The following is a 23,086-nucleotide window of genomic DNA, read 5'->3' on the forward strand; positions in this document are numbered from 1 at the left end:
ATGTTTGAACCTATGGAACTGACCAACGACGCGGTGATTAAAGTCATCGGCGTCGGTGGCGGCGGCGGTAACGCCGTAGAGCATATGGTGCGTGAGCGTATCGAAGGCGTTGAATTCTTCGCGGTCAACACCGATGCACAGGCCCTGCGTAAAACCGCAGTCGGCCAGACTATTCAGATCGGTGGCGGTATCACCAAAGGTCTGGGAGCAGGGGCAAACCCGGAAGTCGGCCGCAATGCAGCCGAAGAAGATCGTGAAGCACTGCGTGCAGCACTGGAAGGTGCGGACATGGTGTTTATCGCAGCAGGTATGGGTGGCGGTACCGGTACGGGTGCAGCGCCTGTTGTTGCAGAAGTCGCAAAAGATTTGGGTATTCTGACCGTTGCCGTCGTGACTAAGCCTTTCAATTTCGAAGGCAAAAAGCGTATGGCTTTCGCGGAGCAGGGTATCACCGAGCTGTCCAAACATGTGGATTCGCTGATCACTATCCCGAACGACAAGCTGTTGAAAGTTCTGGGTCGCGGTATTTCCCTGCTGGACGCCTTCGGCGCAGCAAACGACGTGCTGAAAGGTGCTGTTCAGGGTATCGCCGAGCTGATTACCCGTCCTGGCCTGATGAACGTCGACTTTGCAGACGTGCGCACCGTGATGTCCGAAATGGGCTACGCGATGATGGGCTCTGGCGTGGCAAGCGGTGAAGACCGTGCGGAAGAAGCGGCTGAAATGGCTATCTCTTCTCCACTGCTGGAAGATATCGATCTGTCTGGTGCGCGCGGCGTGCTGGTCAACATTACCGCTGGCTTCGACCTGCGTCTGGATGAGTTCGAAACCGTGGGTAACACCATTCGTGCGTTCGCCTCTGACAACGCGACTGTGGTAATCGGTACTTCCCTTGACCCAGAAATGAACGACGAACTGCGTGTGACCGTTGTTGCGACCGGTATCGGCATGGACAAACGTCCTGAGATCACCCTGGTGACCAACAAACAGACTCAGCAGCCGGTTATGGATCGTTACCAGCAGCACGGTATGTCTCCGCTGACACAAGAGCAGAAACCTGCCGCGAAAGTGGTTAACGATACAACTCCGCAAACGGCGAAAGAGCCAGATTATCTGGATATTCCAGCGTTCCTGCGTAAGCAAGCTGATTAAGAATTGGCTGGAAGTTGGGGATTTTCGCTCTTTGTGCTAAACTGGCCCACCGTTAGTGATATACACTCTCGGTTGGATAGTTAATTTGGCGAGATTATACGATGATCAAACAAAGGACACTTAAACGTATCGTTCAGGCGACTGGTGTCGGTTTACATACCGGCAAGAAAGTCACACTGACGTTACGCCCTGCGCCGGCCAATACCGGGGTCATCTATCGTCGCACCGACTTGAATCCACCGGTAGATTTTCCGGCCGATGCCAAATCTGTGCGTGATACTATGCTCTGTACTTGTCTGGTGAACGAGCATGACGTGCGGATTTCTACCGTAGAGCACCTGAACGCTGCCCTCGCGGGTCTGGGTATCGACAACATCGTTGTTGAAGTTGATGCGCCAGAAATCCCGATTATGGATGGTAGTGCTGCTCCGTTCGTCTATTTGCTGCTGGACGCAGGCATCGAAGAGCTGAACTGCGCGAAGAAATTTGTTCGCATCAAAGACACGGTTCGCGTTGAAGATGGCGACAAGTGGGCTGAATTCAAACCGTACAATGGTTTCTCGCTGGACTTTACCATCGACTTTAACCATCCGGCGATTGATTCCAGCACCCAGCGCTACGCGATGAACTTCTCTGCGGATGCGTTCATGCGCCAGATCAGCCGTGCCCGTACTTTCGGCTTCATGCGTGATATCGAATATCTACAGTCCCGTGGCCTGTGCCTGGGCGGTAGCTTCGATTGTGCCATCGTTGTTGACGATTATCGCGTACTGAACGAAGACGGCCTGCGTTTTGAAGATGAATTCGTTCGTCACAAAATGCTGGATGCAATCGGCGACCTGTTTATGTGTGGTCACAACATCATTGGTGCATTTACCGCGTTTAAATCCGGTCATGCACTGAACAACAAATTGTTGCAGGCCGTCCTGGCAAAACAGGAAGCCTGGGAATATGTGACCTTCGAAGACGAAGCAGAGCTGCCGCTGGCGTTCAAAGCACCAAATATGGTTCTGGCGTAACGGCTAACGTCGTTTCGTAAAAAATCGACTGGTTAACCTGGTACTCTCTCCGACCAGGAAGGCCAGTCGTTTTTATTTGTACCTTTTGCCAGGTGTAGAAAACCTGCGCGTTCGCTGCATTCTTGACCGTTTTTCCCCGCTGTAATACGTCATTCCTGCTGCTGTACTTGGGCTTTAGTGGTAATATTTGGGCGCTAAAAAAAATAACTGAACTCAGCCTCAATGGCTGGCTAATCGGGTGGAGCAAGTGAGCGGAATACTGACGCGCTGGCGACAATTTGGCAGACGTTACTTCTGGCCGCATCTCTTATTGGGGATGGTCGCGGCAAGTCTCGGCTTGCCTGTGCTCAGCAACAGCGCGGAAGCCGCTGCACCGACCAGGACTACCACCACAAAGCACGATCTCTCTACGCGGGTTAATTTTACTAACCTCGCGCTGCTGGAAGCCAACCGCCGTCCAAACTTCTCGGTTGATTACTGGCACCAGCACGCCATCCGCACCGTTATCCGTCATCTCTCCTTTGCGATGGCACCGCAGGCAATGCCTGTTGCAGAAGAAACGCTGCCGGTTCAGGCACATCATCTCGCGCTGCTGGACACCTTAAACACGCTGCTGACGCAGGATTTGCAACCGCCTGTCGTCGTTCGCCAGCAGGCAAAAACCGATTTTGTTTCCCCTCATGCCTTTATCGTATCCGCATGGTTAAGCCAGGTTCATGGCATCCGTGCCGGGCCTCAACGCCTCAGCTAAATTAACGCTTTTTCAATACTCTAATTTATCTGCCCGTCTGGGACGTTTGAGAATTTATTATGCTAATCAAATTATTAACCAAAGTTTTCGGTAGTCGTAACGATCGTACTCTGCGCCGTATGCGCAAGGCTGTTGCTGTGATCAACGGCATGGAACCTGCAATGGAAAAGCTCTCTGATGATGAGCTGAAAGCCAAAACCGTTGAGTTCCGCGCACGTCTGGAAAAAGGCGAAACCTTAGAAAGCCTGATCCCTGAAGCCTTTGCCGTGGTGCGTGAAGCGAGTAAGCGCGTGTTCGGTATGCGTCACTTCGACGTTCAGCTGCTGGGCGGCATGGTCCTGAACGAACGTTGCATCGCAGAAATGCGTACTGGTGAAGGTAAAACCCTGACTGCAACGCTGCCTGCCTATCTGAACGCGCTGACCGGCAAGGGTGTACACGTAGTTACCGTCAACGACTATCTGGCCCAGCGTGACGCCGAAAACAACCGTCCGCTGTTCGAATTCCTGGGGCTGACCGTCGGTATCAACATGTCCGGTCTGCCAGCGCCGGCTAAGCGCGAAGCGTATAACGCCGACATCACCTACGGTACAAACAACGAATACGGCTTTGACTACCTGCGTGACAACATGGCGTTCAGCCCTGAAGAGCGCGTACAGCGCAAACTGCACTATGCGCTGGTGGATGAGGTTGACTCCATCCTGATCGATGAAGCGCGTACCCCGCTGATCATCTCCGGCCCGGCTGAAGACAGCTCCGAGATGTACCGTAAAGTCGACAAAATCATTCCGCACCTGCTGCGTCAGGAGAAAGAAGACTCCGACACCTTCCAGGGTGAAGGCCACTTCTCCGTAGATGAAAAAGCGCGCCAGGTGAACCTGACCGAACGCGGTCTGGTGCAAATTGAAGAGCTGCTGGTTGAGCAGGGCATTATGGAAGAGGGCGAGTCACTGTACTCACCGACCAACATCATGCTGATGCACCACGTCACGGCGGCACTGCGCGCGCACGCGCTGTTTACCCGCGACGTGGATTACATCGTTAAAGACGGCGAAGTCATCATCGTTGATGAACACACCGGCCGTACCATGCAGGGCCGTCGCTGGTCCGATGGTCTGCACCAGGCTGTGGAAGCCAAAGAAGGCGTTGATATTCAAAACGAAAACCAGACGCTGGCATCCATCACCTTCCAGAACTACTTCCGTCTGTACGAGAAGCTGGCAGGTATGACCGGTACCGCAGATACCGAAGCGTTTGAATTTAGCTCCATCTACAAACTGGATACCGTGGTGGTTCCAACTAACCGTCCGATGATCCGTAAGGATATGCCGGATCTGGTTTACATGACCGAAGCGGAAAAAATTCAGGCCATTATTGAAGATATTCGCGACCGTACCGCTGCTGGCCAGCCGGTGCTGGTGGGTACTATCTCCATCGAGAAATCCGAAGTGGTATCCAACGAGCTGACCAAAGCGGGTATTAAGCACAACGTACTGAACGCCAAGTTCCACGCGAAAGAAGCGGATATCGTTGCACAGGCGGGTTATCCGGGTGCGGTAACCATCGCGACCAACATGGCGGGTCGTGGTACGGACATTATGCTCGGCGGTAGCTGGCAGGCAGAAGTGGCTGAACTGGAAGACCCAACCCCAGAACAGATCGCCCAGATCAAAGCCGACTGGCAGGTTCGTCACGATGCGGTTCTGGCGTCCGGCGGTCTGCACATCATTGGTACCGAGCGTCACGAATCTCGTCGTATCGATAACCAGCTGCGCGGTCGTGCGGGTCGTCAGGGTGATGCCGGTTCTTCCCGCTTCTACCTGTCTATGGAAGATGCGCTGATGCGTATTTTCGCCTCTGACCGCGTGTCCGGCATGATGCGTAAACTGGGTATGAAGCCTGGCGAAGCGATTGAGCACCCGTGGGTGACCAAAGCTATTGCTAACGCACAGCGTAAAGTAGAAAGCCGCAACTTTGATATTCGTAAACAGCTGCTTGAGTACGATGATGTGGCGAACGACCAGCGTCGCGCTATCTACACCCAGCGTAACGAGCTGCTCGACGTGTCCGACGTGAGCGAAACCATCAACAGCATCCGTGAAGATGTCTTCAAAGCGACCATCGATGGTCACATCCCACCGCAGTCTCTGGAAGAGATGTGGGATATCGAAGGCCTTCAGGAGCGACTGAAAAACGACTTCGACCTTGAACTGCCAATCAAAGAGTGGCTGGACAAAGAGCCGGAGCTGCACGAAGAAACCCTGCGTGAACGTATCTTCGAAACCGCGCTGGAAGTGTACAAGCGTAAAGAAGAAGTGGTTGGCGAAGAGATGATGCGTCACTTCGAAAAAGGCGTGATGCTGCAAACGCTGGACTCCCTGTGGAAAGAGCACCTGGCGGCGATGGACTACCTGCGTCAGGGTATCCACCTGCGCGGCTACGCGCAGAAAGATCCTAAGCAGGAGTACAAGCGTGAGTCCTTCGCCATGTTCGCTTCTATGCTGGAGTCGCTGAAGTATGAAGTGATCAGCACCCTGAGCAAGGTTCAGGTGCGCATGCCGGAAGAAGTTGAAGCGATGGAGCAGCAGCGTCGTGAAGAGGCTGAACGTCTGGCGCAGATGCAGCAGCTGAGCCACCAGACAGACGAAAGCGAAGCCGCTGAGGCCATCGCGGCGCAGACCGGCGAGCGTAAGGTTGGACGTAACGATCCGTGCCCATGCGGTTCCGGTAAAAAATACAAAGCGTGCCACGGCCGTCTGAGCTAACAGCATCACAAACAGAAAAGGCGCAGATATCTGCGCCTTTTTTATGGAAGAGATACGATGAAAACACTGCAAATTGCCGTCGGAATTATTCGCAATCCGCAAAACCAAATCTTTATCACCCAGCGCGCTGCCGATGCCCATATGGCAAATAAGTGGGAGTTCCCCGGCGGAAAAATTGAGTCAGGTGAAACGCCGGAACAGGCGCTGGTTCGCGAACTGGAAGAAGAGGTGGGGATCACTCCGGTGGGCGCGACGCTTTTTGACAAACTGGAGTATCAGTTTCCCGATCGCCACATCACCTTATGGTTCTGGATGGTAGAAAACTGGCAGGGAGAACCCTGGGGAAAAGAGGGGCAGCCGGGTAACTGGGTTGAACTTCAGGCCACCGACGCTGAAAAATTCCCGCCGGCCAATGAGCCTGTGATCCTGAAGCTGGTTGGTCAGCAGTAGGCCTGCTAAGCGAAGCGCCAGCAGGCTTTACCGATTACTGCTGGCTTTCACTCCAGTCATCGGTGTCAGAGAGATCGCCTTCGCTTGGAATGCGCTTCTCTTCTGCCGCCCACTCGCCAAGATCGATTAACTGGCAGCGCTTGCAGCAAAACGGGCGAAACGGGCTCACTTCACCCCAGACCACGGTTTTGCCACAGGTTGGGCAACTTACGGTTGTGACTTCAGACATCAAAACTCCTTAACAGCAGGCCAGCTCGAAATCGAGGCGTTCCGGTACGGTGCCATTTTCGCTATCGAGAGGCATAAATCTAATCGCAAAACGGCTCTTATGACCGGAAATTTGCGGGTAAAGCTGATCGCTAAGTGACAGATTCAGACGCAGCAGATCGGCGTCGTCACCGTTATCCTGGTAAAAACCATTCAGGCTGGTTTGCTTGCGGAAAGGCGCGGAATTGCGCACCAGGTCAAGGATCAGCGAGAGCGCCTGATTCATCGGATCAAGGCTTTCGAGCCAGCTGCTCACCTGTGCATCACGCTGCGCTTGCGGCATATGCAGCCACATGTGGAGCGTTGGCAGATCGAAGCTACAGCAGCCGCCTGGAATGCTCAGACGCTGACGAACCAGTGCGATCAGACGGTCTTCGCGCAGGAATTGCCCGACGCGCGGAGCGGCCATCAAAATATTACTGCTGGCTTTTAGCTGCTGGCGAAGCGCGTCAATGCGGCTCTGATCGACACCCGGGACTTCGTTCCAGGCTTGCAGCTTACGCTGCTGGCGCTCCAGCTCTTTCAATAATTCAGTGCGGACGTCGCCGCGTTCAACAACGTCCAGCAGGTCGCCGACGTTGCGGAAAAAATGCAGCGCGGTGGCGTGGTCGTTAACGGGCAGATGCCGGGAAAGCTGTTGAACTAAAAATTCGATGCGCAGCCAGGTACGCATTTTTTCGTTAAGCGGGTGCTCAAAAAGGATATGAGTAGACATTATGGTTTTTCCTGTGCAACGGCCTGCGCGGCGAACGTCAGATACAGCTCGTGCAGACGGGCAACATCCGATGCGATAGCATCTGGTGCGCCGTTATTATCAATAACATCATCCGCGACAGCAAGGCGGGCTTCACGCGTTGCCTGCGCAGCAAGAATTTGTTCGGCATGTTCTCGCGAGACATGGTCGCGAGCCATTGTTCGTTCGATCTGCGTTTCGGGGGAAACATCGATAACCAGAACCCGGTCGGCCTTTTTATGCAGCTGATTTTCGACCAGCAGAGGCACGACCCACAGCACATAGGGCGAAGTGGCTTCAGCCATCTGACGCTGCGTTTCCTGGTGGATAATGGGGTGGAGCAGGGCGTTTAGCCAGACTTTTTCTGACGAATCAGAAAATATCTGTTCCCTGAGCTGGCGGCGATTGAGCGTGCCATCATTATTTACGATGGTGCTGCCAAAATGCGCTTCGATGGCTTTTAACGCGGGTGTATTTGGCTCTACCACCTGACGGGCAATAATATCGGCATCAATAATTGAGATACCCAGACGAGAAAATGCGTCCGCGACGGTGCTTTTTCCACTACCGATACCGCCGGTTAATGCAACGATGTACCCCATTAAATTAAATCCTGGGAATTATTCATTATTGAAATCAATTGCTTAAATTTTAAACGTGGAGCGGTGAATGTTTGCCTCTCTTTACCCGCTTTTTGTCAGGTAAATTTATAGGATTGTAGCGTAAAAAAAGAGATTTTCGCAGTCTTGCGGAGCAGGTATTAGTGCGTATGATAGCGTCACTGGAGTTGTGCTTTTACTTTTTTGCCTCTAACCCCAGGAATCCGCACATGCGTATCGAAGAAGATCTGAAGTTAGGTTTCAAAGACGTTCTTATCCGCCCTAAACGCTCTACACTGAAAAGTCGCTCAGACGTTGAACTCGAACGTCAATTCACCTTTAAACATTCCGGTCAGACCTGGTCTGGTGTGCCGATTATTGCCGCTAACATGGACACCGTGGGCACGTTCGAAATGGCTGCCGCGCTGGCGAAGTTCGACATCCTCACCGCTGTGCATAAGCACTACAGCCCGGAAGAGTGGAATGACTTTGTCGCTTCAGCTTCTGACGATGTGATTAAACACGCCGTGGTTTCCACCGGCACGTCCGATGCTGATTTCGCAAAAACGCAACAGATCCTGGCGGCCAACCCGGCGCTGACCTTTGTCTGCATCGACGTTGCGAATGGCTACTCTGAACACTTCGTGCAGTTCGTCAGCAAAGCGCGTGAAGCCTGGCCGACCAAAACCATCATCGCGGGCAACGTGGTGACCGGCGAAATGTGTGAAGAGCTGATCCTCGCCGGTGCGGATATCGTGAAAGTCGGCATTGGCCCTGGCTCAGTCTGTACCACGCGTGTGAAAACCGGCGTGGGTTATCCGCAGCTGTCTGCCGTCATCGAGTGCGCGGATGCCGCTCACGGCCTGGGCGGGCAGATCATCAGTGACGGCGGCTGTACCACGCCTGGTGACGTGGCGAAAGCCTTCGGCGGCGGCGCTGACTTCGTCATGCTCGGCGGGATGCTGGCAGGTCACGAAGAGAGCGGCGGTACACTGGTCGAAGAGAACGGTGAAAAATTCATGCTCTTCTACGGTATGAGCTCTGAGTCTGCGATGAACCGTCATGTGGGCGGCGTGGCAAAATACCGCGCGGCGGAAGGCAAAACCGTTAAGCTGCCTCTGCGCGGCCCGGTAGAAAATACCGCGCTCGATATCCTCGGCGGTCTGCGTTCAGCCTGTACCTACGTGGGCGCATCTCGCCTGAAAGAGCTGACCAAACGCACCACCTTTATCCGCGTTCAGGAACAAGAAAACCGCGTTTTCAACAGCCTGTAACGTCCTTTCGCTGGCGCATCCTCCTGCGCCAGCGCTATCCCGCACTCATGGCATCCCCCAGATTGAAAATCGGCAGGTACATCGCGACCACCAGCGTGCCGATGATTACTCCGGTCACCAGCAGCAATACGGGCTCCAGCAGCGCCGCCAGACTATCTGCCATCTGAAAGGTTTGCTCGGTGTGGTGATGCGCCAGATTCTCCAGCATGATATCAAGCGCGCCGGACGCTTCGCCCGTGCGCACCAGCTGAACGCAGAGTGGGGTAAATACCGCCGCGTTCTGGAATGCTGACCAGACGGGCATGCCCCTTTCCACCTCTTCCCGCATCTTGCGGATTACGCTTTGCCAGTACGGGTTTACGGCGGCCTCTTCCGCGCTTTCCAGCCCCTCCAGAAAGGCGATACCCGCCTGCTGGGTTAGCGAGAGGACGGTAAAGATCTGCCCCAGCTTTTGCCCTCGTGCCAGCGCGCCCATCACCGGGAGCTGCAAAAGAACGCGTTGCGTTAGCCGTTGCCATTCGGCACGCCGTTGAAGGCTAAAGATCGCTGCAACAGGGATGAATAGCAGCCCGCTCATGGCCAGAGCCCACTCCTCGATAAAGCGTGCCAGCCCCATAACCATCCGCGTGAGCAGCGGAAGCGGCGTATTGAAGGTTCTGTAGATAGCCGCAAATTCGGGCAAAACCAGCGTCACCATCGCCAGTACAAGCACCACGGCAAGCGCCAGGACAATCAGTGGATAGCGCAGGGCTTTTTTCACTTTGGCATTCAGCAGCTGCTGAGATTTTTGCTGCTGCGCAAGCTGCCGACAGCAGGTTTCAAGCTTCCCCGTCTGCTCACCCGTTTTCACCATCGCAACGTACAGCGGGCTAAACACGTCCGGCCATTTTTGCAGCGCGGCGGAAAAGGAACAGCCTTCGCTGAGATCGTCCGCCAGGCTTTGCAAAAGCGCCTGCCACTGCGTCAACGGGTGCTGTTCGGCCAGCATGTGCATGCTGTCTGACAGCGTCAGGCCCGCATGGAGCAGGGTCGCAAGCTGGCGAAAAAGATCGTAGCAGTGATGCGCCTGCCACCGGTGGCGACGGGAGCTGCGGGTCAGCGTTAACGGGTGCAGCGCTTTGCGCATCAATAACGTGAATGCCGCTTCCCGACTGGCTGCCCACAGCGCGCCGCTTTGCCGTTCCCCTTCGGTGGTCAGCGCCCGCCAGCGCCAGAGGTGATTAGCCGCCATTGGGCATACCCAGCACGCGGATCAGCTCTTCAAGCGTGGTAAGGCCCTGCTCGACCGCCATACAGCCATGCTCAAACAGGGTCGTCATTCCGGTCTGTCGGGCGCTTGAGTTAATAACGTCAATCGCGGCACCGCTGGAAATCGCCTGCCGAAGCGGGTCATCAATGCTCAATACCTCAAACAGCGCGACCCGGCCGTAGAAGCCGTGATAGCAGCGATCGCACCCCACTGGCTGCCAGTGAGGAAGCTCGCGCGAGCAGATAGCTTTGGGTAAGGCCACCCGGCTTTGCCCCTCCTGTCGGCAGTGCGGACACAGGCGGCGAACCAGCCTTTGCGAGATAACCAGCGAGAGCGCCGAAGCAATCATCCAGCGGGCGACGCCCATTTGTTGCAGGCGAATAAGCGTTTCAGCCGTTGAGTTGGTATGCAGCGTGGAGAGCACCAGATGCCCGGTCTGCGAGGCGTTAATGGCTATTTCAGCCGTTTCACCATCGCGGATCTCACCGACCATAATGATGTCCGGATCCTGACGTAACAGCGCCCGCAGCACGCTCTGAAAGGTGAGGCCGGCGCGCGGGTTTATCTGCGTCTGGTTCAGGCCGGTAAGGGGGATCTCGACGGGATCCTCGACGCTACAGATATTCACCTCCGGCGTGTTTCGGGCCTGCAAGGCGCTGTAGAGCGTTACGGTTTTACCGCTGCCCGTTGGCCCGGTCACGAGGATCAGTCCCTGCGGCTGGTGGAGCGCGCGGGTAAAGCGGGTCTGCTGATCGGCATTCATGCCCAGCAGCCCGATATCCAGCGCCTGGTTAACCTGTTGCAGAAGACGCAGCACAATTTTCTCACCGCCGTTACAGGGCAGGGTGGCGATACGAAAAGAGACCGGTTCGTTTGCCAGCTCAACGGTAAACTGTCCGTCCTGCGGCAGGCGACGCTCCGCAATGTCGAGATTACCCAGCACCTTCAGCCGTGCGGCCAGCGATGTGGCTATCTCCGGCGAGAGGGGCGTCTGCGGATTGAGTACGCCATCAATGCGCAGGCGGATGTGACATGCGCTCCCGGTGGGCTCGATGTGAATATCGGACGCCCGCTGGCTTAACGCCTGTAACAGCGTTCGGTTTAGGACATCCACCGCAGAGGCGGTGGTTGCGGCTGCGGGCAGATGGGACTGGGCGGCGAGCTGACGGTGTTTCTCCATGCGCTCGCGGGGCCAGCATTCAATATCAATGCGCTTTTGGGTCGCGAAGCGCAGGGCCTCCATTAGCCCAGCGTCCGGACTGCCTACCACGGCAATGCTGACCCGGTTGGTGTCGCTGGCGAGCAGCTGGGCCTGGTGGCGCTGGCAGAGCGCCATAAGTTGTTCTGGTTTCATCATTGGCTCCTGCTACTTATTGTTGAAGCGGAAGATATCTTCGCAGGCCTGTTTTAGCGCGCTGTCGCTGGCGATGGTGCAGGTGCGCGTCCAGCCGGTGACGCCGTTGGCGTTTTCCCACTGCGGGGCGAGGCTCACCTCCAGTCCGTTAAGACTCTCCTGGCCGGTCAGAGAAATAGCGCCTTTCGACACGCTCAAGGCAGAAACGTATCGGGATGTGGCCGATGACGGAATACCGTTACTGCCGCCGTTGCAGCTGTCTATCCCGCCGCGCTCAAGGGAGCAGAGTTCGATAGCGGTGCGGTAAGGGATGACGGTTTGCAGCACATCGGTTAATGCGGCTTTTCGAAGATAGTTCTGGTAAGCGGGAATGCCTGCCGCGCTCAGAATGGCAATAATGCCAATGACCACCATCAGCTCAATGAGCGTGAATCCGTGTTGTCTGTTCATATCTGCTCCTTAGAAATCGTGGCGCTACTGTGGCAGCGAGAGGATGTTCAGACGAGCGGCAAAAAGGGAAACGTGAAGGCGCTTTCAGCGGTTTTTGGCGGTGTTGCAGAAAGGAACGGCAGGTTTGCGAGCAGGATCGTATTTCCCCTCTCCGGGCGAGAGGGGAGCGCGGCCGTTATTTGAAGCGCATCGAGAGGTCGAGAGCGCGGACGTGCTTGGTGAGCGCGCCGACGGAGATGAAATCGACCCCGGTTTCAGCGAACTCACGGATGGTGTCGAAGGTCACGTTGCCCGAAACCTCAAGCTGCGCCTGGCCGTTGGTGCGCTTGACCGCTTCGCGCATCTGCCCGGTTTCGAAGTTATCGAGCATGATGATATCGGCCCCGGCTTTGATGGCTTCATCCAGCTCTTCCAGCGTTTCGACTTCTACCTCAACCGGCACGTCCGGGTGCAGCCAGAAGGCTTTTTCCACCGCCTGACGCACGGAGCCGGAGGCAATAATGTGGTTCTCTTTGATCAGGAAGGCGTCAGATAACCCCAGACGATGGTTCGCGCCGCCGCCGCACAGCACCGCATATTTCAGCGCGGTGCGCAGGCCTGGCAGGGTTTTGCGGGTGTCGAGCAGCTGCGTGCGGGTGCCTTGCAGCAGGTCGGTATAGCGGCGAACTTCGCTGGCGACGCCTGAGAGCGTCTGGACGAAGTTAAGGGCGGTGCGCTCGCCGGTCAGCAGGATGTGGGAAGGGCCATCAAGCTCGAAGAGCGGTTGATTTGCGCTAATCGTGTCGCCATCTTCCACGTGCCAGGTGACCTGAACGTCATCTCCGGCTAGCTGGGTAAAGACCTCTTCGACCCAGCGTTTACCGCAGAATACGCCGTCTTCACGGGTAATCACGACGGCGTGGGAGCGCGTCTCTTTTGGTAATAATTGCGCGGTAATATCGTTGTCGGCATTGACGTCGCCGCCCAGATCTTCTTTCAGGGCATGGGCAACGCTTGCCGGGATATCCATGTTAATACGTTCCAGAAGCGCGTCACGTCGGTGGTCGGGGTTATAGCGGCGAGGCGGCATGATAAAACTCCAAATTGGTAACGAATCATAATATTGAAACATGCTACTCTGAACCGAGTAATAGCACCATACAGAAGGAGTTCCAGCATGTTGTTAGAAAACGGATGGCTGGTGGATGCGCGGCGTGTGCCCTCGCCGCACCACGATTGCCGCCCGGAGGATGAACAGCCCACACTGCTGGTGGTTCATAATATTAGTCTTCCGCCAGGCGAATTTGGCGGGCCGTGGATCGACGCACTATTCACGGGAACGATTGATCCCGACGCTCATCCTTTTTTTGCTGAAATCGCCCATCTGCGCGTATCGGCCCACTGTCTGATCCGCCGTGACGGCGAAATTGTCCAGTATGTTCCCTTTGACAAGCGCGCCTGGCACGCGGGCGTGTCGGTGTATCAGGGACGTGAACGCTGCAACGACTTTTCGATTGGTATCGAACTGGAAGGCACTGAGACAACTCCCTATACCGATGCGCAATATCAGCAGCTGGTCGCCGTGGCGCGAACCCTTATCGGGTTATATCCCGCGATGGCAGAGAATATAACGGGGCACAGCGATATCGCCCCGGTGAGAAAAACCGATCCCGGTCCGGCGTTTGACTGGTCGCGTTTTCACGCCATGCTTACCGCGTCGTCAGATAAGGAGATAACATGACGTTGTTTACTATGCTGCTGGTGATTATTGCTGAACGCCTGTTCAAGCTCGGCGAACACTGGCAACTGGACCATCGACTCGAAGTTTTATTCCGTAAGATCAAACACTTTTCAATGCTGCGTACGCTGCTGATGACGGCGGGCGTGATGCTGATTACCTTCCTGCTGCTGCGTGCGCTGTATGGCCTGTTTTTCAACGTGCCGCTGCTGGTGGTGTGGATCCTGCTCGGCGTGCTCTGCATCGGTGCGGGAAAAGTGCGGCTGCATTATCACGCCTATCTGAAAGCCGCATCCCGTGACGATGCCCACGCGCGCGGGGCGATGGCCAGCGAGCTGACCATGATCCACGGCGTTCCGCCGGATTGCGACGAGCGTGAATTCCTGCGCGAGCTGCAAAACGCGCTGCTGTGGATCAACTTCCGTTATTACCTGGCACCGCTGTTCTGGTTTGTGGTGGGTGGCCCGTGGGGGCCGGTGCTGCTGATGGGCTATGCGTTTTTACGCGCCTGGCAGACCTGGCTTGCCCGCTACCTTACGCCGCACGAGCGTTTGCTGTCCGGGATCGACGCCATTTTGCACGTGCTTGACTGGCTGCCGGTACGCCTTGTCGGCGTGGTGTATGCGCTGATTGGGCACGGTGAAAAGGCGCTGCCGGCCTGGTTTGCTTCTCTGGGCGATCGCCATACTTCCCAGTATCAGGTGCTCACGCGCCTGGCGCAGTTCTCCCTGGCGCGTGAACCGCATACCGACAAGGTGGAAACGCCAAAAGCGGCGGTTTCCATGGCGAAGAAAACCTCTTTCGTGGTGGTTGTGGTGGTCGCGCTGCTGACGATTTACGGCACGCTGGTGTAGGCCAGCGCGCCGTTTCGGTTACAGCGTATCCGCAGGCGGGATGCCAAAATCTGGCATCCCGTTTTCATTCCAGCGAACCCGCTTCAGGCGGGTATGACGATTCGGATCGTAAAGCGGATCGCCCTCGATTTCGGTGTAGTTCCGCGCGTGATAGACCAGCACATCGTCCCCTTCCGGCGTTTGCGTAAAGCTGTTGTGGCCTGGCCCATACTGGCGATTTTCGTAGCTGGTGGTGAAGACCGGACGCGGTGATTTCTGCCAGTTGGCCGGGTCTTGCGGATCGGCGTTCATGTCTATCCACAGCAGCCCCATGCAGTAGTTTTCGTCCGTGGCGCTCGCCGAATAGCTGATAAACAGCTTGTCGTCGTGAACCAGCACCGCCGGGCCTTCGTTGACCCAAAATCCCCGACACTCCCAGTCGTACTCCGGTTTGCTGAGCATCACCGGCTCGCCCTTGAGCGTCCACGGATTTTCCATTTCACACAGGTAGAGGTTGGAGTTGCCGGAGATATCCGGGGCCTTTTGCGCCCACAGATACCAGCGCTTGCCCTGATGGACAAAAGTGGTGGCGTCCAGCGCGAAGGTGTCGAACGGGGTGATGATTTGCCCTTTCTCAACCCAGGTGCCGGTGAGCGGATCGCTGTCGGCGCATTCAATGGCGAACATGCGGTGCTGGAACATCCCGAGCTTGTCGAGCGCCTGGGTGTGGGTCGCGGCAAAATAGATGTACCACTTGCCGTCGATGTGGTGCAGCTCCGGCGCCCAGATCAGCTGGCTCATCGGGCCGGTTTCGGGCTTGCGCCACACCACCACCTCGTCGGCGCTGCGTAGCCCTTCCAGCGTGTCGGCACGGCGAACGGCCAGCCTGTCGTACTGCGGCACGGAGGCAATAAAATAGTACTGTCCGTCATGGCGCAGAATATACGGGTCGGCGCGTTGTTCAATAAACGGGTTTGGCCAGGTTTGCATTCGGCTTTCCTTATTTCGTCTCAGCGGCTTTGAGTTCCTGATAGTCATTCAGCTCGCGATAGTTGCTACGGCGCTTCTCCAGGTCCGACTGGATCTGCTTCATGGTGTCACGATCCACTTTCAGCAGACGCACCACGCCTGCGGTAATCAGATACCCGATGCCCGGGATCACGGTAAACAGCAGCACGATCCCGTTGATGGCATCCGCGCTTTGCGCTTTCGCACCTGCGTCATAGCCGTACCAGGAGAGCAGGAAACCGACCATCGCCCCGGCGATCGCCAGCCCCAGCTTGAGGAAGAAGATGTTGCCGGAGAAGCTGATCCCGGTGATGCGTTTGCCGGTTTTCCATTCGCCGTAATCATCGACGTCGGCCATCAGCGACCAGTGCAGCGGGGACGGGATCTGGTGCAGGATATTGAGCAGGAAGTAGAGCACCACGATGGTGACGGTGGCTTTCGGATCGAAGAAATAGAACGCGGTTGAGAAAATCGCCAGCACGATGTTGGTCCAGAAGAACACCTTCAGCTTGCACCAGCGGTCGGTCAGCACCTTCGCCAGCATACTGCCGAGCATCATGCCCACCACGCCCAGGCTGATAAACAGGGTGGCAAAGTGGGTAGATTGGCCCATCACCCAGGTGACGTAATACATGGTCGCCGCCATGCGGATAAAGCCCGGGCAAACGTTGCACAGCGTCAGCAGCAGAATACGCACCCACTGGTCGTTCTTCCACACGTCCTTAAGATCGTTTTTCAGCTCGTCGTGGGTTTGCACCGCTGGGCGCACGCGCTCGCGCACGGTGGAGAAGCAGAACAGGAACATGCAGGTGCCAATAAGCGCCAGCACGGTCATCGCCATCTGGTAGCCTTTGGCTTTGTCGTCGCCGCCGAACCAGTCGACCATCGGCAGCAGCGTGAGGGAGAGCAGCAGGGTGGCGATACCTACCATCACAAAACGGTAGGACTGGCAGGCCACGCGCTCTTTCGGATCGTTAGTGATCACGCCGCCCAGCGAGCAGTAAGGAATGTTAATCGCCGTGTAGGTCAGCGACAGCAGGAAATAGGTGACGAACGCATAGATAACCTTGCTGTTGTACGTCCATTCCGGGGTGGTGAACATCAGGATGCTGAACAGCGCGTAGGGGAAGGCAATCCACAGCAGCCATGGACGAAAACGACCATATTTGCTGCGGGTGCGGTCGGCGATGGCGCCCATAATCGGGTCGGTGACCGCATCGATCACGCGCACCGAGAGCAGCAGAACCCCGACCAGCGCGGGGGCAAGACCAAAAATGTCCGTGTAAAAATAGTTAACAAACAACATGATGGCGCCGAAGATGATGTTGCATCCCGCGTCGCCCATTCCATAGCCGATCTTTTCTTTTACTGAAAGTTTATTGTTATCCATGAACTGCTCTCCGGGTTACGGTATGGAGAGAATTATTGGCTGGCACGCAAATATATGCGTAGCAGTATAAAGTCAGTGATATGGATTATTTTGCTGTTGGCGTGAAACTGTGAGGCAGGTAACAACACCCTGTACCCGCACGATACGGGTACAGGGAGAGGGGATTAGTGCGCTTTCATCGTGCGGGCGTTTTTCTGTTTAACCAGATAGCCCACGCCGAGGACCGCAATCCAGACCGGGATCAGGTAGACCGAAATCGCCATGCCCGGCGTCATCAGCATAATGACCAGCACTGCCGCCATGAACAGCAGGCAGACCCAGTTGCCCAGCGGATAGAGCAGGGCAGGGAAGCGGGTAGTTACGCCCTGCTGCTGCTTCGCGCGGCGGAACTTCATGTGCGCCAGGCTAATCATCGCCCAGTTGATCACCAGAGCGGAAACCACCAGCGCCATCAGCAGGCCAAAGGCAGACTCCGGCGCAAGGTAGTTGATCAGTACGCAGAGCGCGGTGACCACAGCGGAGACCAGAATGGTGTTTACCGGCACGCCGCGTTTATCGACGTTGAGCAGCGCTTTCGGCGCGTTCCCCTGCTGTGCCAGACCGAACAGCATGCGACTGTTGCAGTAAACGCAGCTGTTGTAAACGGAGAGGGCAGCGGTCAGCACTACCACGTTCAGGGCATTAGCCACGAAGGTGTCGCCCAGCTCGTGGAAGATCAGTACGAACGGGCTGGTGTCAGCGGTTACGCGCGTCCACGGCAGCAGGGAGAGCAGCACCGCCAGCGAACCCACATAGAAGATCAGAATACGGTAGATAACCTGGTTAGTGGCTTTCGGGATGCTCTGCTCCGGGTTATCGGCTTCAGCGGCGGTAATGCCCACCAGCTCAAGGCCGCCGAAGGAGAACATAATAATCGCCATCATCATCACCAGCCCGGTCATGCCGTGCGGCAGGAATCCGCCCTGCTCCCAGAGGTTACGCACCGTCGCCTGTGGGCCGCCGTTGCCGCTGAACAGCAGCCAGCCGCCGAAGATAATCATCGCCACAACGGCGATCACTTTGATGATGGCAAACCAGAACTCCATCTCACCAAACACTTTTACGTTGGTCAGGTTGATGGCGTTGATGATGACGAAGAAGGCCGCTGCGGAGGCCCAGGTTGGGATCTCCGGATACCAGAACTGAATGTATTTACCGACCGCCGTCAGCTCGGCCATGGCAACCAGTACGTACAGCACCCAGTAGTTCCAGCCGGACGCGAAGCCAGCGAAGCTTCCCCAGTATTTATAGGCGAAATGGCTGAACGAGCCTGCAACCGGCTCCTCAACCACCATCTCACCCAGCTGACGCATAATCAGGAAGGCGATAAACCCCGCGATAGCGTACCCCAAAATAATACCAGGGCCGGCGGACTGGATAACGGATGCGCTTCCCAGAAACAGGCCGGTACCGATAGCACCACCCAACGCGATGAGCTGAATATGGCGGTTTTTAAGTCCGCGCTTCAGCTGATCGCCGTGCTGTTGACCTTCCATCATGAAACCTCGTGTGTGGTTGTTATATTCACGCTGCGCGTGTGTAATTATGAATATCCATTTTCTGTATTTATTTCTTTACGGTAAGCGGTACAGAAAAAATCGGAGATGACTTCCGTAAGCGCAAGAATAGTGATAAGCGCGCTTGAATGCACCTGCTTTATGAAGGGGCGATGACGAGTTGAATAAAAAGAAAGCATTTGTAAATCGGTCCGTTAGCCCTTCCTACCCAAGCTATAGAATAGAAATGCGCAATAAGCGGGCGAATTTTCATTATTTGCCCTGTTGAATCGCTTCAGATTGCAAAAACCCTCGTTTCAATAAGGTTAAATCTCCCTCGAAGGGAGTAATCAACTCATTTGTGCAAAGTTACATTTCTGAAACGTCATTTCTGTAAGGTTGTTAAAATGTGCAGGGTTTACTGATTTCAATCAAAACCAATATGGACAGAAGGTGAATACTTTGTTACTTTAGCGATACGAACTTGAAATTGGTAAGACCAATTGACTCCGGGCAAAAAGGCGTAAGACAGGGAATATGGCCTACAGCAAAATTCGCCAACCAAAATTATCCGATGTGATTGAGCAGCAGCTGGAGTTTTTGATCCTCGAAGGGACATTGCGCCCCGGTGAAAAACTTCCGCCAGAACGTGAGCTGGCAAAACAGTTCGACGTTTCCCGCCCCTCTCTGCGTGAGGCCATTCAGCGCCTCGAAGCGAAGGGTTTGCTGCTTCGTCGCCAGGGCGGCGGAACCTTTGTGCAAAACAGCCTGTGGCAGAGCTTCAGCGACCCGCTGGTAGAACTTCTCTCTGACCACCCAGAATCCCAGTTTGATCTGCTTGAGACCCGTCACGCGCTTGAAGGTATCGCGGCCTATTACGCCGCCCTTCGCAGCACTGATGAAGATCGCGTGCGTATCCGCGAGCTGCATCAGGCCATTGAACGGGCACAGCAGTCCGGCGATTTAGACGCCGAGTCCAATGCCGTCGTCCAGTATCAAATTGCCGTCACCGAGGCGGCACACAATGTGGTGTTGCTACACTTGCTACGCTGCATGGAGCCGATGCTGGCCCAGAACGTTCGTCAGAATTTTGAATTGTTGTATGCCCGTCGGGACATGCTCCCGCTGGTCAGCAACCATCGCACCCGAGTATTCGAGGCGATAATGGCCGGGGAACCGGAGCAGGCGCGCGAAGCGTCGCACCGCCATCTGGCCTTCATTGAGGAAATCTTGCTGGACCGCAGCCGTGAACAATCGCGTCGCGAACGTTCATTACGCCGCATACAGCAACGAAAGGATTAAGCGCCGGATTTTTAGAGCGCGGCAACTAAACGCAGAACCTGTCTTATTGTGTTTTCTGGCGAAAGCACAATGGGACAGGTTCCAGACAAATCAACGTATTAGATAGATAAGGAATACCCCCATGTCAGAACGTCTCCAAAATGACGTGGATCCGATCGAAACTCGCGACTGGCTACAGGCGATCGAATCGGTCATCCGTGAAGAAGGTGTTGAGCGCGCTCAGTATCTGATTGATCAGCTGCTCTCAGAAGCCCGTAAAGGCGGCGTGAAAGTTGCTTCAGGTGCAGGGGCTAATAACTACGTAAACACGATTGCCGTCGAAGACGAACCGGAATACCCGGGCAATCTGGATCTGGAACGCCGTATTCGTTCTGCAATCCGCTGGAACGCCATCATGACCGTTCTGCGCGCATCCAAGAAAGACCTGGAACTGGGCGGCCACATGGCATCCTTCCAGTCTTCTGCAACCGTTTACGAAGTGTGCTTCAACCACTTCTTCCGTGCAGCTAACGAGAAAGACGGCGGCGATCTGGTGTACTTCCAGGGCCACATCTCTCCGGGCATCTACGCACGTGCATTCCTGGAAGGTCGTCTGACTGAAGAGCAGATGAACAACTTCCGTCAGGAAGTTCACGGTAAAGGTCTGTCTTCTTACCCGCACCCGAAACTGATGCCAGAATTCTGGCAGTTCCCGACCGTATCTATGGGTCTGGGCCCAATCGGTGCGATCTACCAGGCTAAATTCCTGAAATATCTGGAACACCGCGGCCTGAAAGATACCTCTGAGCAAACCGTATACGCCTTCCTGGGCGACGGCGAAATGGATGAGCCAGAATCTAAAGGTGCGATCACCATCGCGACCCGTGAGAAGCTGGACAACCTGTGCTTCATCATCAACTGTAACCTGCAACGTCTGGATGGTCCGGTAACCGGCAACGGCAAGATCATCAACGAACTGGAAGGCATCTTCGCGGGTGCTGGCTGGAACGTGATTAAAGTGATGTGGGGCGGTCGTTGGGATGAGCTGCTGCGTAAAGACACCAGCGGTAAACTGATCCAGCTGATGAACGAAACCGTTGACGGCGACTACCAGACCTTCAAATCCAAAGACGGTGCCTACGTTCGTGAGCACTTCTTCGGCAAATATCCTGAAACCGCAGCACTGGTTGCAGACTGGACTGACGAGCAGATCTGGGCCCTGAACCGTGGTGGTCACGATCCGAAGAAAGTCTACGCTGCACTGAAAAAAGCGCAGGAAACCAAAGGTAAAGCGACTGTAATCCTGGCCCACACCATCAAAGGTTACGGCATGGGTGATACCGCAGAAGGTAAAAACATCGCTCACCAGGTTAAGAAAATGAACATGGACGGCGTGCGTTATATCCGCGACCGTTTCAACGTTCCAGTGACCGATGAGCAGGTAGAAAACCTGTCTTACATCACCTTCCCGGAAGGGTCTGAAGAGCACAAGTACCTGCACGAACGTCGTCAGGCGCTGAAAGGCTACCTGCCAGCTCGTCAGCCTAACTTCACCGAGAAGCTGGAACTGCCGGCGCTGGAAGACTTCTCTCAGCTGCTGGAAGAGCAGAACAAAGAGATCTCTACCACTATCGCCTTCGTGCGTGCCCTGAACGTGATGCTGAAGAACAAGTCGATCAAAGATCGTCTGGTTCCAATCATCGCTGACGAAGCGCGTACCTTCGGTATGGAAGGTCTGTTCCGTCAGATTGGTATCTACAGCCCGAACGGTCAGCAGTACACCCCGCAGGACCGTGAGCAGGTTGCATATTACAAAGAAGACGAGAAAGGTCAGATCCTGCAAGAAGGTATCAACGAGCTGGGCGCAGGCGCATCCTGGCTGGCCGCTGCGACCTCTTACAGCACCAACAACCTGCCGATGATTCCGTTCTACATCTACTACTCGATGTTCGGTTTCCAGCGTATCGGTGACCTGTGCTGGCAGGCTGGCGACCAACAGGCTCGCGGCTTCCTGGTCGGTGGTACTTCCGGTCGTACAACGCTGAACGGCGAAGGTTTGCAGCACGAAGATGGTCACAGCCATATTCAGTCTCTGACTATCCCTAACTGTATCTCTTACGACCCGTCTTACGCGTACGAAGTGGCTGTCATCATGCACGACGGTCTGACCCGTATGTACGGTGAAGCACAAGAGAACATTTACTACTACATCACCACGCTGAACGAAAACTACCACATGCCGGCTATGCCGGAAGGCGCCGAGGAAGGTATCCGTAAAGGTATCTACAAACTCGAAACCCTCGAAGGTAGCAAAGGTAAAGTTCAGCTGCTGGGCTCCGGTTCTATCCTGCGTCACGTACGTGAAGCAGCACAGATCCTGGCGAAAGACTACGGCGTAGGTTCTGACGTGTACTCTGTGACTTCCTTCACTGAACTGGCGCGTGATGGCCAGGATTGTGAGCGCTGGAACATGCTGCACCCACTGGAAACCCCGCGCGTTCCGTACATCGCTCAGGTGATGAACGATGCACCAGCGGTGGCGTCGACTGACTATATGAAACTGTTCGCTGAGCAGGTTCGTACTTACGTTCCAGCTGATGATTATCGCGTTCTGGGTACTGACGGCTTCGGTCGTTCTGACAGCCGCGAAAACCTGCGTCACCACTTCGAAGTTGATGCTTCTTACGTGGTTGTAGCAGCACTGGGCGAACTGGCTAAACGTGGCGAAATCGATAAGAAAGTGGTTGCAGACGCAATTACCAAATTCAACATCGATGCAGAAAAAGTTAACCCGCGTCTGGCGTAAGAGGTAAAAGAATAATGGCTATCGAAATCAATGTACCGGACATCGGGGCTGATGAAGTTGAAATCACCGAGATCCTGGTCAAAGTTGGCGACAAAGTTGAAGCTGAACAGTCGCTGATCACCGTAGAAGGCGACAAAGCCTCTATGGAAGTTCCGTCACCTCAGGCTGGCATCGTTAAAGAGATCAAAGTCTCTGTTGGCGATAAAACCGAGACCGGCAAACTGATCATGATTTTCGATTCCGCCGACGGTGCAGCAGCTGCTGCACCTGCGCAGGAAGAGAAGAAAGAAGCCGCTCCGGCCGCCGCTGCTCCAGCAGCTGCCGCGGCAGCGAAAGAAGTGAACGTGCCTGACATCGGCGGTGACGAAGTTGAAGTCACTGAAATCCTGGTGAAGGTGGGCGACAAAGTTGAAGCTGAACAGTCGCTGATCACCGTAGAAGGCGACAAAGCCT

The 23,086-nt window shown here is 55.3% G+C and carries 21 protein-coding genes; 11 read left to right on the forward strand and 10 right to left on the reverse strand.

The genetic code is table 11. From position 1 onward, the window contains the following. From ftsZ to mutT, 5 genes are all read left to right on the forward strand, one after another. The gene (gene ftsZ / locus ACSVHP_RS04020) at positions 1-1,152 is read left to right on the forward strand and encodes a cell division protein FtsZ (protein ID WP_152083454.1); all 1,152 of its coding nucleotides are present in this window, start codon (positions 1-3) and stop codon (positions 1,150-1,152) included. Between the two features lie 101 nt (positions 1,153-1,253). After that, entirely contained in the window at positions 1,254-2,171 is a 918-nt protein-coding gene (gene lpxC, locus ACSVHP_RS04025; RefSeq protein ID WP_417316523.1) for a UDP-3-O-acyl-N-acetylglucosamine deacetylase, read from the forward strand. 247 nt (positions 2,172-2,418) lie between these two features. Then, entirely contained in the window at positions 2,419-2,922 is a 504-nt protein-coding gene (secM, locus tag ACSVHP_RS04030; protein WP_234672454.1) for a secA translation cis-regulator SecM, read from the forward strand. A 59-nt stretch (positions 2,923-2,981) separates the two neighbouring features. Beyond that, entirely contained in the window at positions 2,982-5,687 is a 2,706-nt protein-coding gene (secA, locus tag ACSVHP_RS04035) for a preprotein translocase subunit SecA (RefSeq protein WP_234672457.1), read from the forward strand. Between the two features lie 57 nt (positions 5,688-5,744). Beyond that, a complete protein-coding gene (mutT, locus tag ACSVHP_RS04040; protein WP_447551054.1) occupies positions 5,745-6,137 on the forward strand; it encodes an 8-oxo-dGTP diphosphatase MutT in 393 nt (130 codons plus the stop codon). A gap of 34 nt (positions 6,138-6,171) precedes the next feature. On the opposite strand, the gene yacG is transcribed toward mutT, so the two are convergent. The 3 genes from yacG to coaE are packed head-to-tail and all read right to left on the reverse strand — an operon-like array spanning position 6,172 to position 7,739. Beyond that, a complete protein-coding gene (gene yacG / locus ACSVHP_RS04045) occupies positions 6,172-6,366 on the reverse strand; it encodes a DNA gyrase inhibitor YacG (RefSeq protein WP_234672460.1) in 195 nt (64 codons plus the stop codon). A gap of 9 nt (positions 6,367-6,375) precedes the next feature. Next, positions 6,376-7,119 carry a cell division protein ZapD gene (gene zapD / locus ACSVHP_RS04050; RefSeq protein WP_417316521.1) on the reverse strand — a complete coding sequence of 248 codons (744 nt, stop codon included), beginning with the start codon at positions 7,117-7,119 and terminating at the stop codon, positions 6,376-6,378. Next, entirely contained in the window at positions 7,119-7,739 is a 621-nt protein-coding gene (gene coaE / locus ACSVHP_RS04055; RefSeq protein WP_447551055.1) for a dephospho-CoA kinase, read from the reverse strand. Before coaE ends, zapD begins: the two co-directional genes overlap by 1 nt. 227 nt (positions 7,740-7,966) lie before the next feature. On the opposite strand from coaE, the gene ACSVHP_RS04060 reads away from it, so the two are divergent. Beyond that, entirely contained in the window at positions 7,967-9,010 is a 1,044-nt protein-coding gene (locus ACSVHP_RS04060; protein WP_234672482.1) for a GMP reductase, read from the forward strand. Between the two features lie 34 nt (positions 9,011-9,044). Here the strand turns inward: ACSVHP_RS04060 and hofC are convergent, their stop codons facing one another. The 4 genes from hofC to nadC form a co-directional block, all read right to left on the reverse strand. Continuing rightward, positions 9,045-10,241, reverse strand: a complete 1,197-nt coding sequence (gene hofC, locus ACSVHP_RS04065) for a protein transport protein HofC (protein ID WP_447551056.1) — start codon at positions 10,239-10,241, stop codon at positions 9,045-9,047. After that, the gene (gene gspE, locus ACSVHP_RS04070) at positions 10,231-11,613 is read right to left on the reverse strand and encodes a type II secretion system protein GspE (protein ID WP_447551057.1); all 1,383 of its coding nucleotides are present in this window, start codon (positions 11,611-11,613) and stop codon (positions 10,231-10,233) included. The genes hofC and gspE overlap by 11 nt, the downstream gene beginning before the upstream one ends. A 12-nt stretch (positions 11,614-11,625) precedes the next feature. Next, positions 11,626-12,063, reverse strand: a complete 438-nt coding sequence (gene ppdD / locus ACSVHP_RS04075) for a prepilin peptidase-dependent pilin (RefSeq protein ID WP_447551058.1) — start codon at positions 12,061-12,063, stop codon at positions 11,626-11,628. A gap of 175 nt (positions 12,064-12,238) precedes the next feature. Further along, a complete protein-coding gene (gene nadC / locus ACSVHP_RS04080) occupies positions 12,239-13,132 on the reverse strand; it encodes a carboxylating nicotinate-nucleotide diphosphorylase (protein ID WP_234672490.1) in 894 nt (297 codons plus the stop codon). An 87-nt stretch (positions 13,133-13,219) separates the two neighbouring features. On the opposite strand from nadC, the gene ampD reads away from it, so the two are divergent. Beyond that, complete coding sequence (gene ampD, locus ACSVHP_RS04085; RefSeq protein ID WP_447551059.1) at positions 13,220-13,783, forward strand: 1,6-anhydro-N-acetylmuramyl-L-alanine amidase AmpD; 564 nt, start codon at positions 13,220-13,222, stop codon at positions 13,781-13,783. Then, complete coding sequence (ampE, locus tag ACSVHP_RS04090) at positions 13,780-14,634, forward strand: beta-lactamase regulator AmpE (RefSeq protein ID WP_447551060.1); 855 nt, start codon at positions 13,780-13,782, stop codon at positions 14,632-14,634. The genes ampD and ampE overlap by 4 nt, the downstream gene beginning before the upstream one ends. Positions 14,635-14,652: 18 nt before the next feature. Here the strand turns inward: ampE and ACSVHP_RS04095 are convergent, their stop codons facing one another. The 3 genes from ACSVHP_RS04095 to aroP form a co-directional block, all read right to left on the reverse strand. Then, positions 14,653-15,603 (reverse strand): glycoside hydrolase family 43 protein, encoded by a 951-nt coding sequence (locus ACSVHP_RS04095; protein ID WP_417316513.1) that lies wholly within the window; start codon positions 15,601-15,603, stop codon positions 14,653-14,655. 10 nt (positions 15,604-15,613) lie between these two features. Beyond that, complete coding sequence (locus tag ACSVHP_RS04100; protein WP_447551061.1) at positions 15,614-17,011, reverse strand: glycoside-pentoside-hexuronide (GPH):cation symporter; 1,398 nt, start codon at positions 17,009-17,011, stop codon at positions 15,614-15,616. Between the two features lie 164 nt (positions 17,012-17,175). Then, positions 17,176-18,549, reverse strand: a complete 1,374-nt coding sequence (aroP, locus tag ACSVHP_RS04105; protein WP_447551062.1) for an aromatic amino acid transporter AroP — start codon at positions 18,547-18,549, stop codon at positions 17,176-17,178. Between the two features lie 534 nt (positions 18,550-19,083). Between aroP and pdhR the strand changes: the two genes are divergently transcribed. The 3 genes from pdhR to ACSVHP_RS04120 form a co-directional block, all read left to right on the forward strand. After that, on the forward strand, positions 19,084-19,848 hold the full coding sequence (gene pdhR / locus ACSVHP_RS04110) for a pyruvate dehydrogenase complex transcriptional repressor PdhR (protein WP_013095596.1): 765 nt from the start codon (positions 19,084-19,086) through the stop codon (positions 19,846-19,848). A gap of 121 nt (positions 19,849-19,969) precedes the next feature. Next, positions 19,970-22,633: a pyruvate dehydrogenase (acetyl-transferring), homodimeric type gene (gene aceE, locus ACSVHP_RS04115; protein WP_417316510.1), complete on the forward strand. Its 2,664-nt coding sequence runs from the start codon at positions 19,970-19,972 to the stop codon at positions 22,631-22,633. Between the two features lie 14 nt (positions 22,634-22,647). Beyond that, on the forward strand, positions 22,648-23,086 hold a 439-nt coding region (locus tag ACSVHP_RS04120), incomplete at its 3' end, for a biotin/lipoyl-containing protein (protein ID WP_447551063.1).

Source organism: Enterobacter sp. 186315 (genome assembly GCF_053290175.1).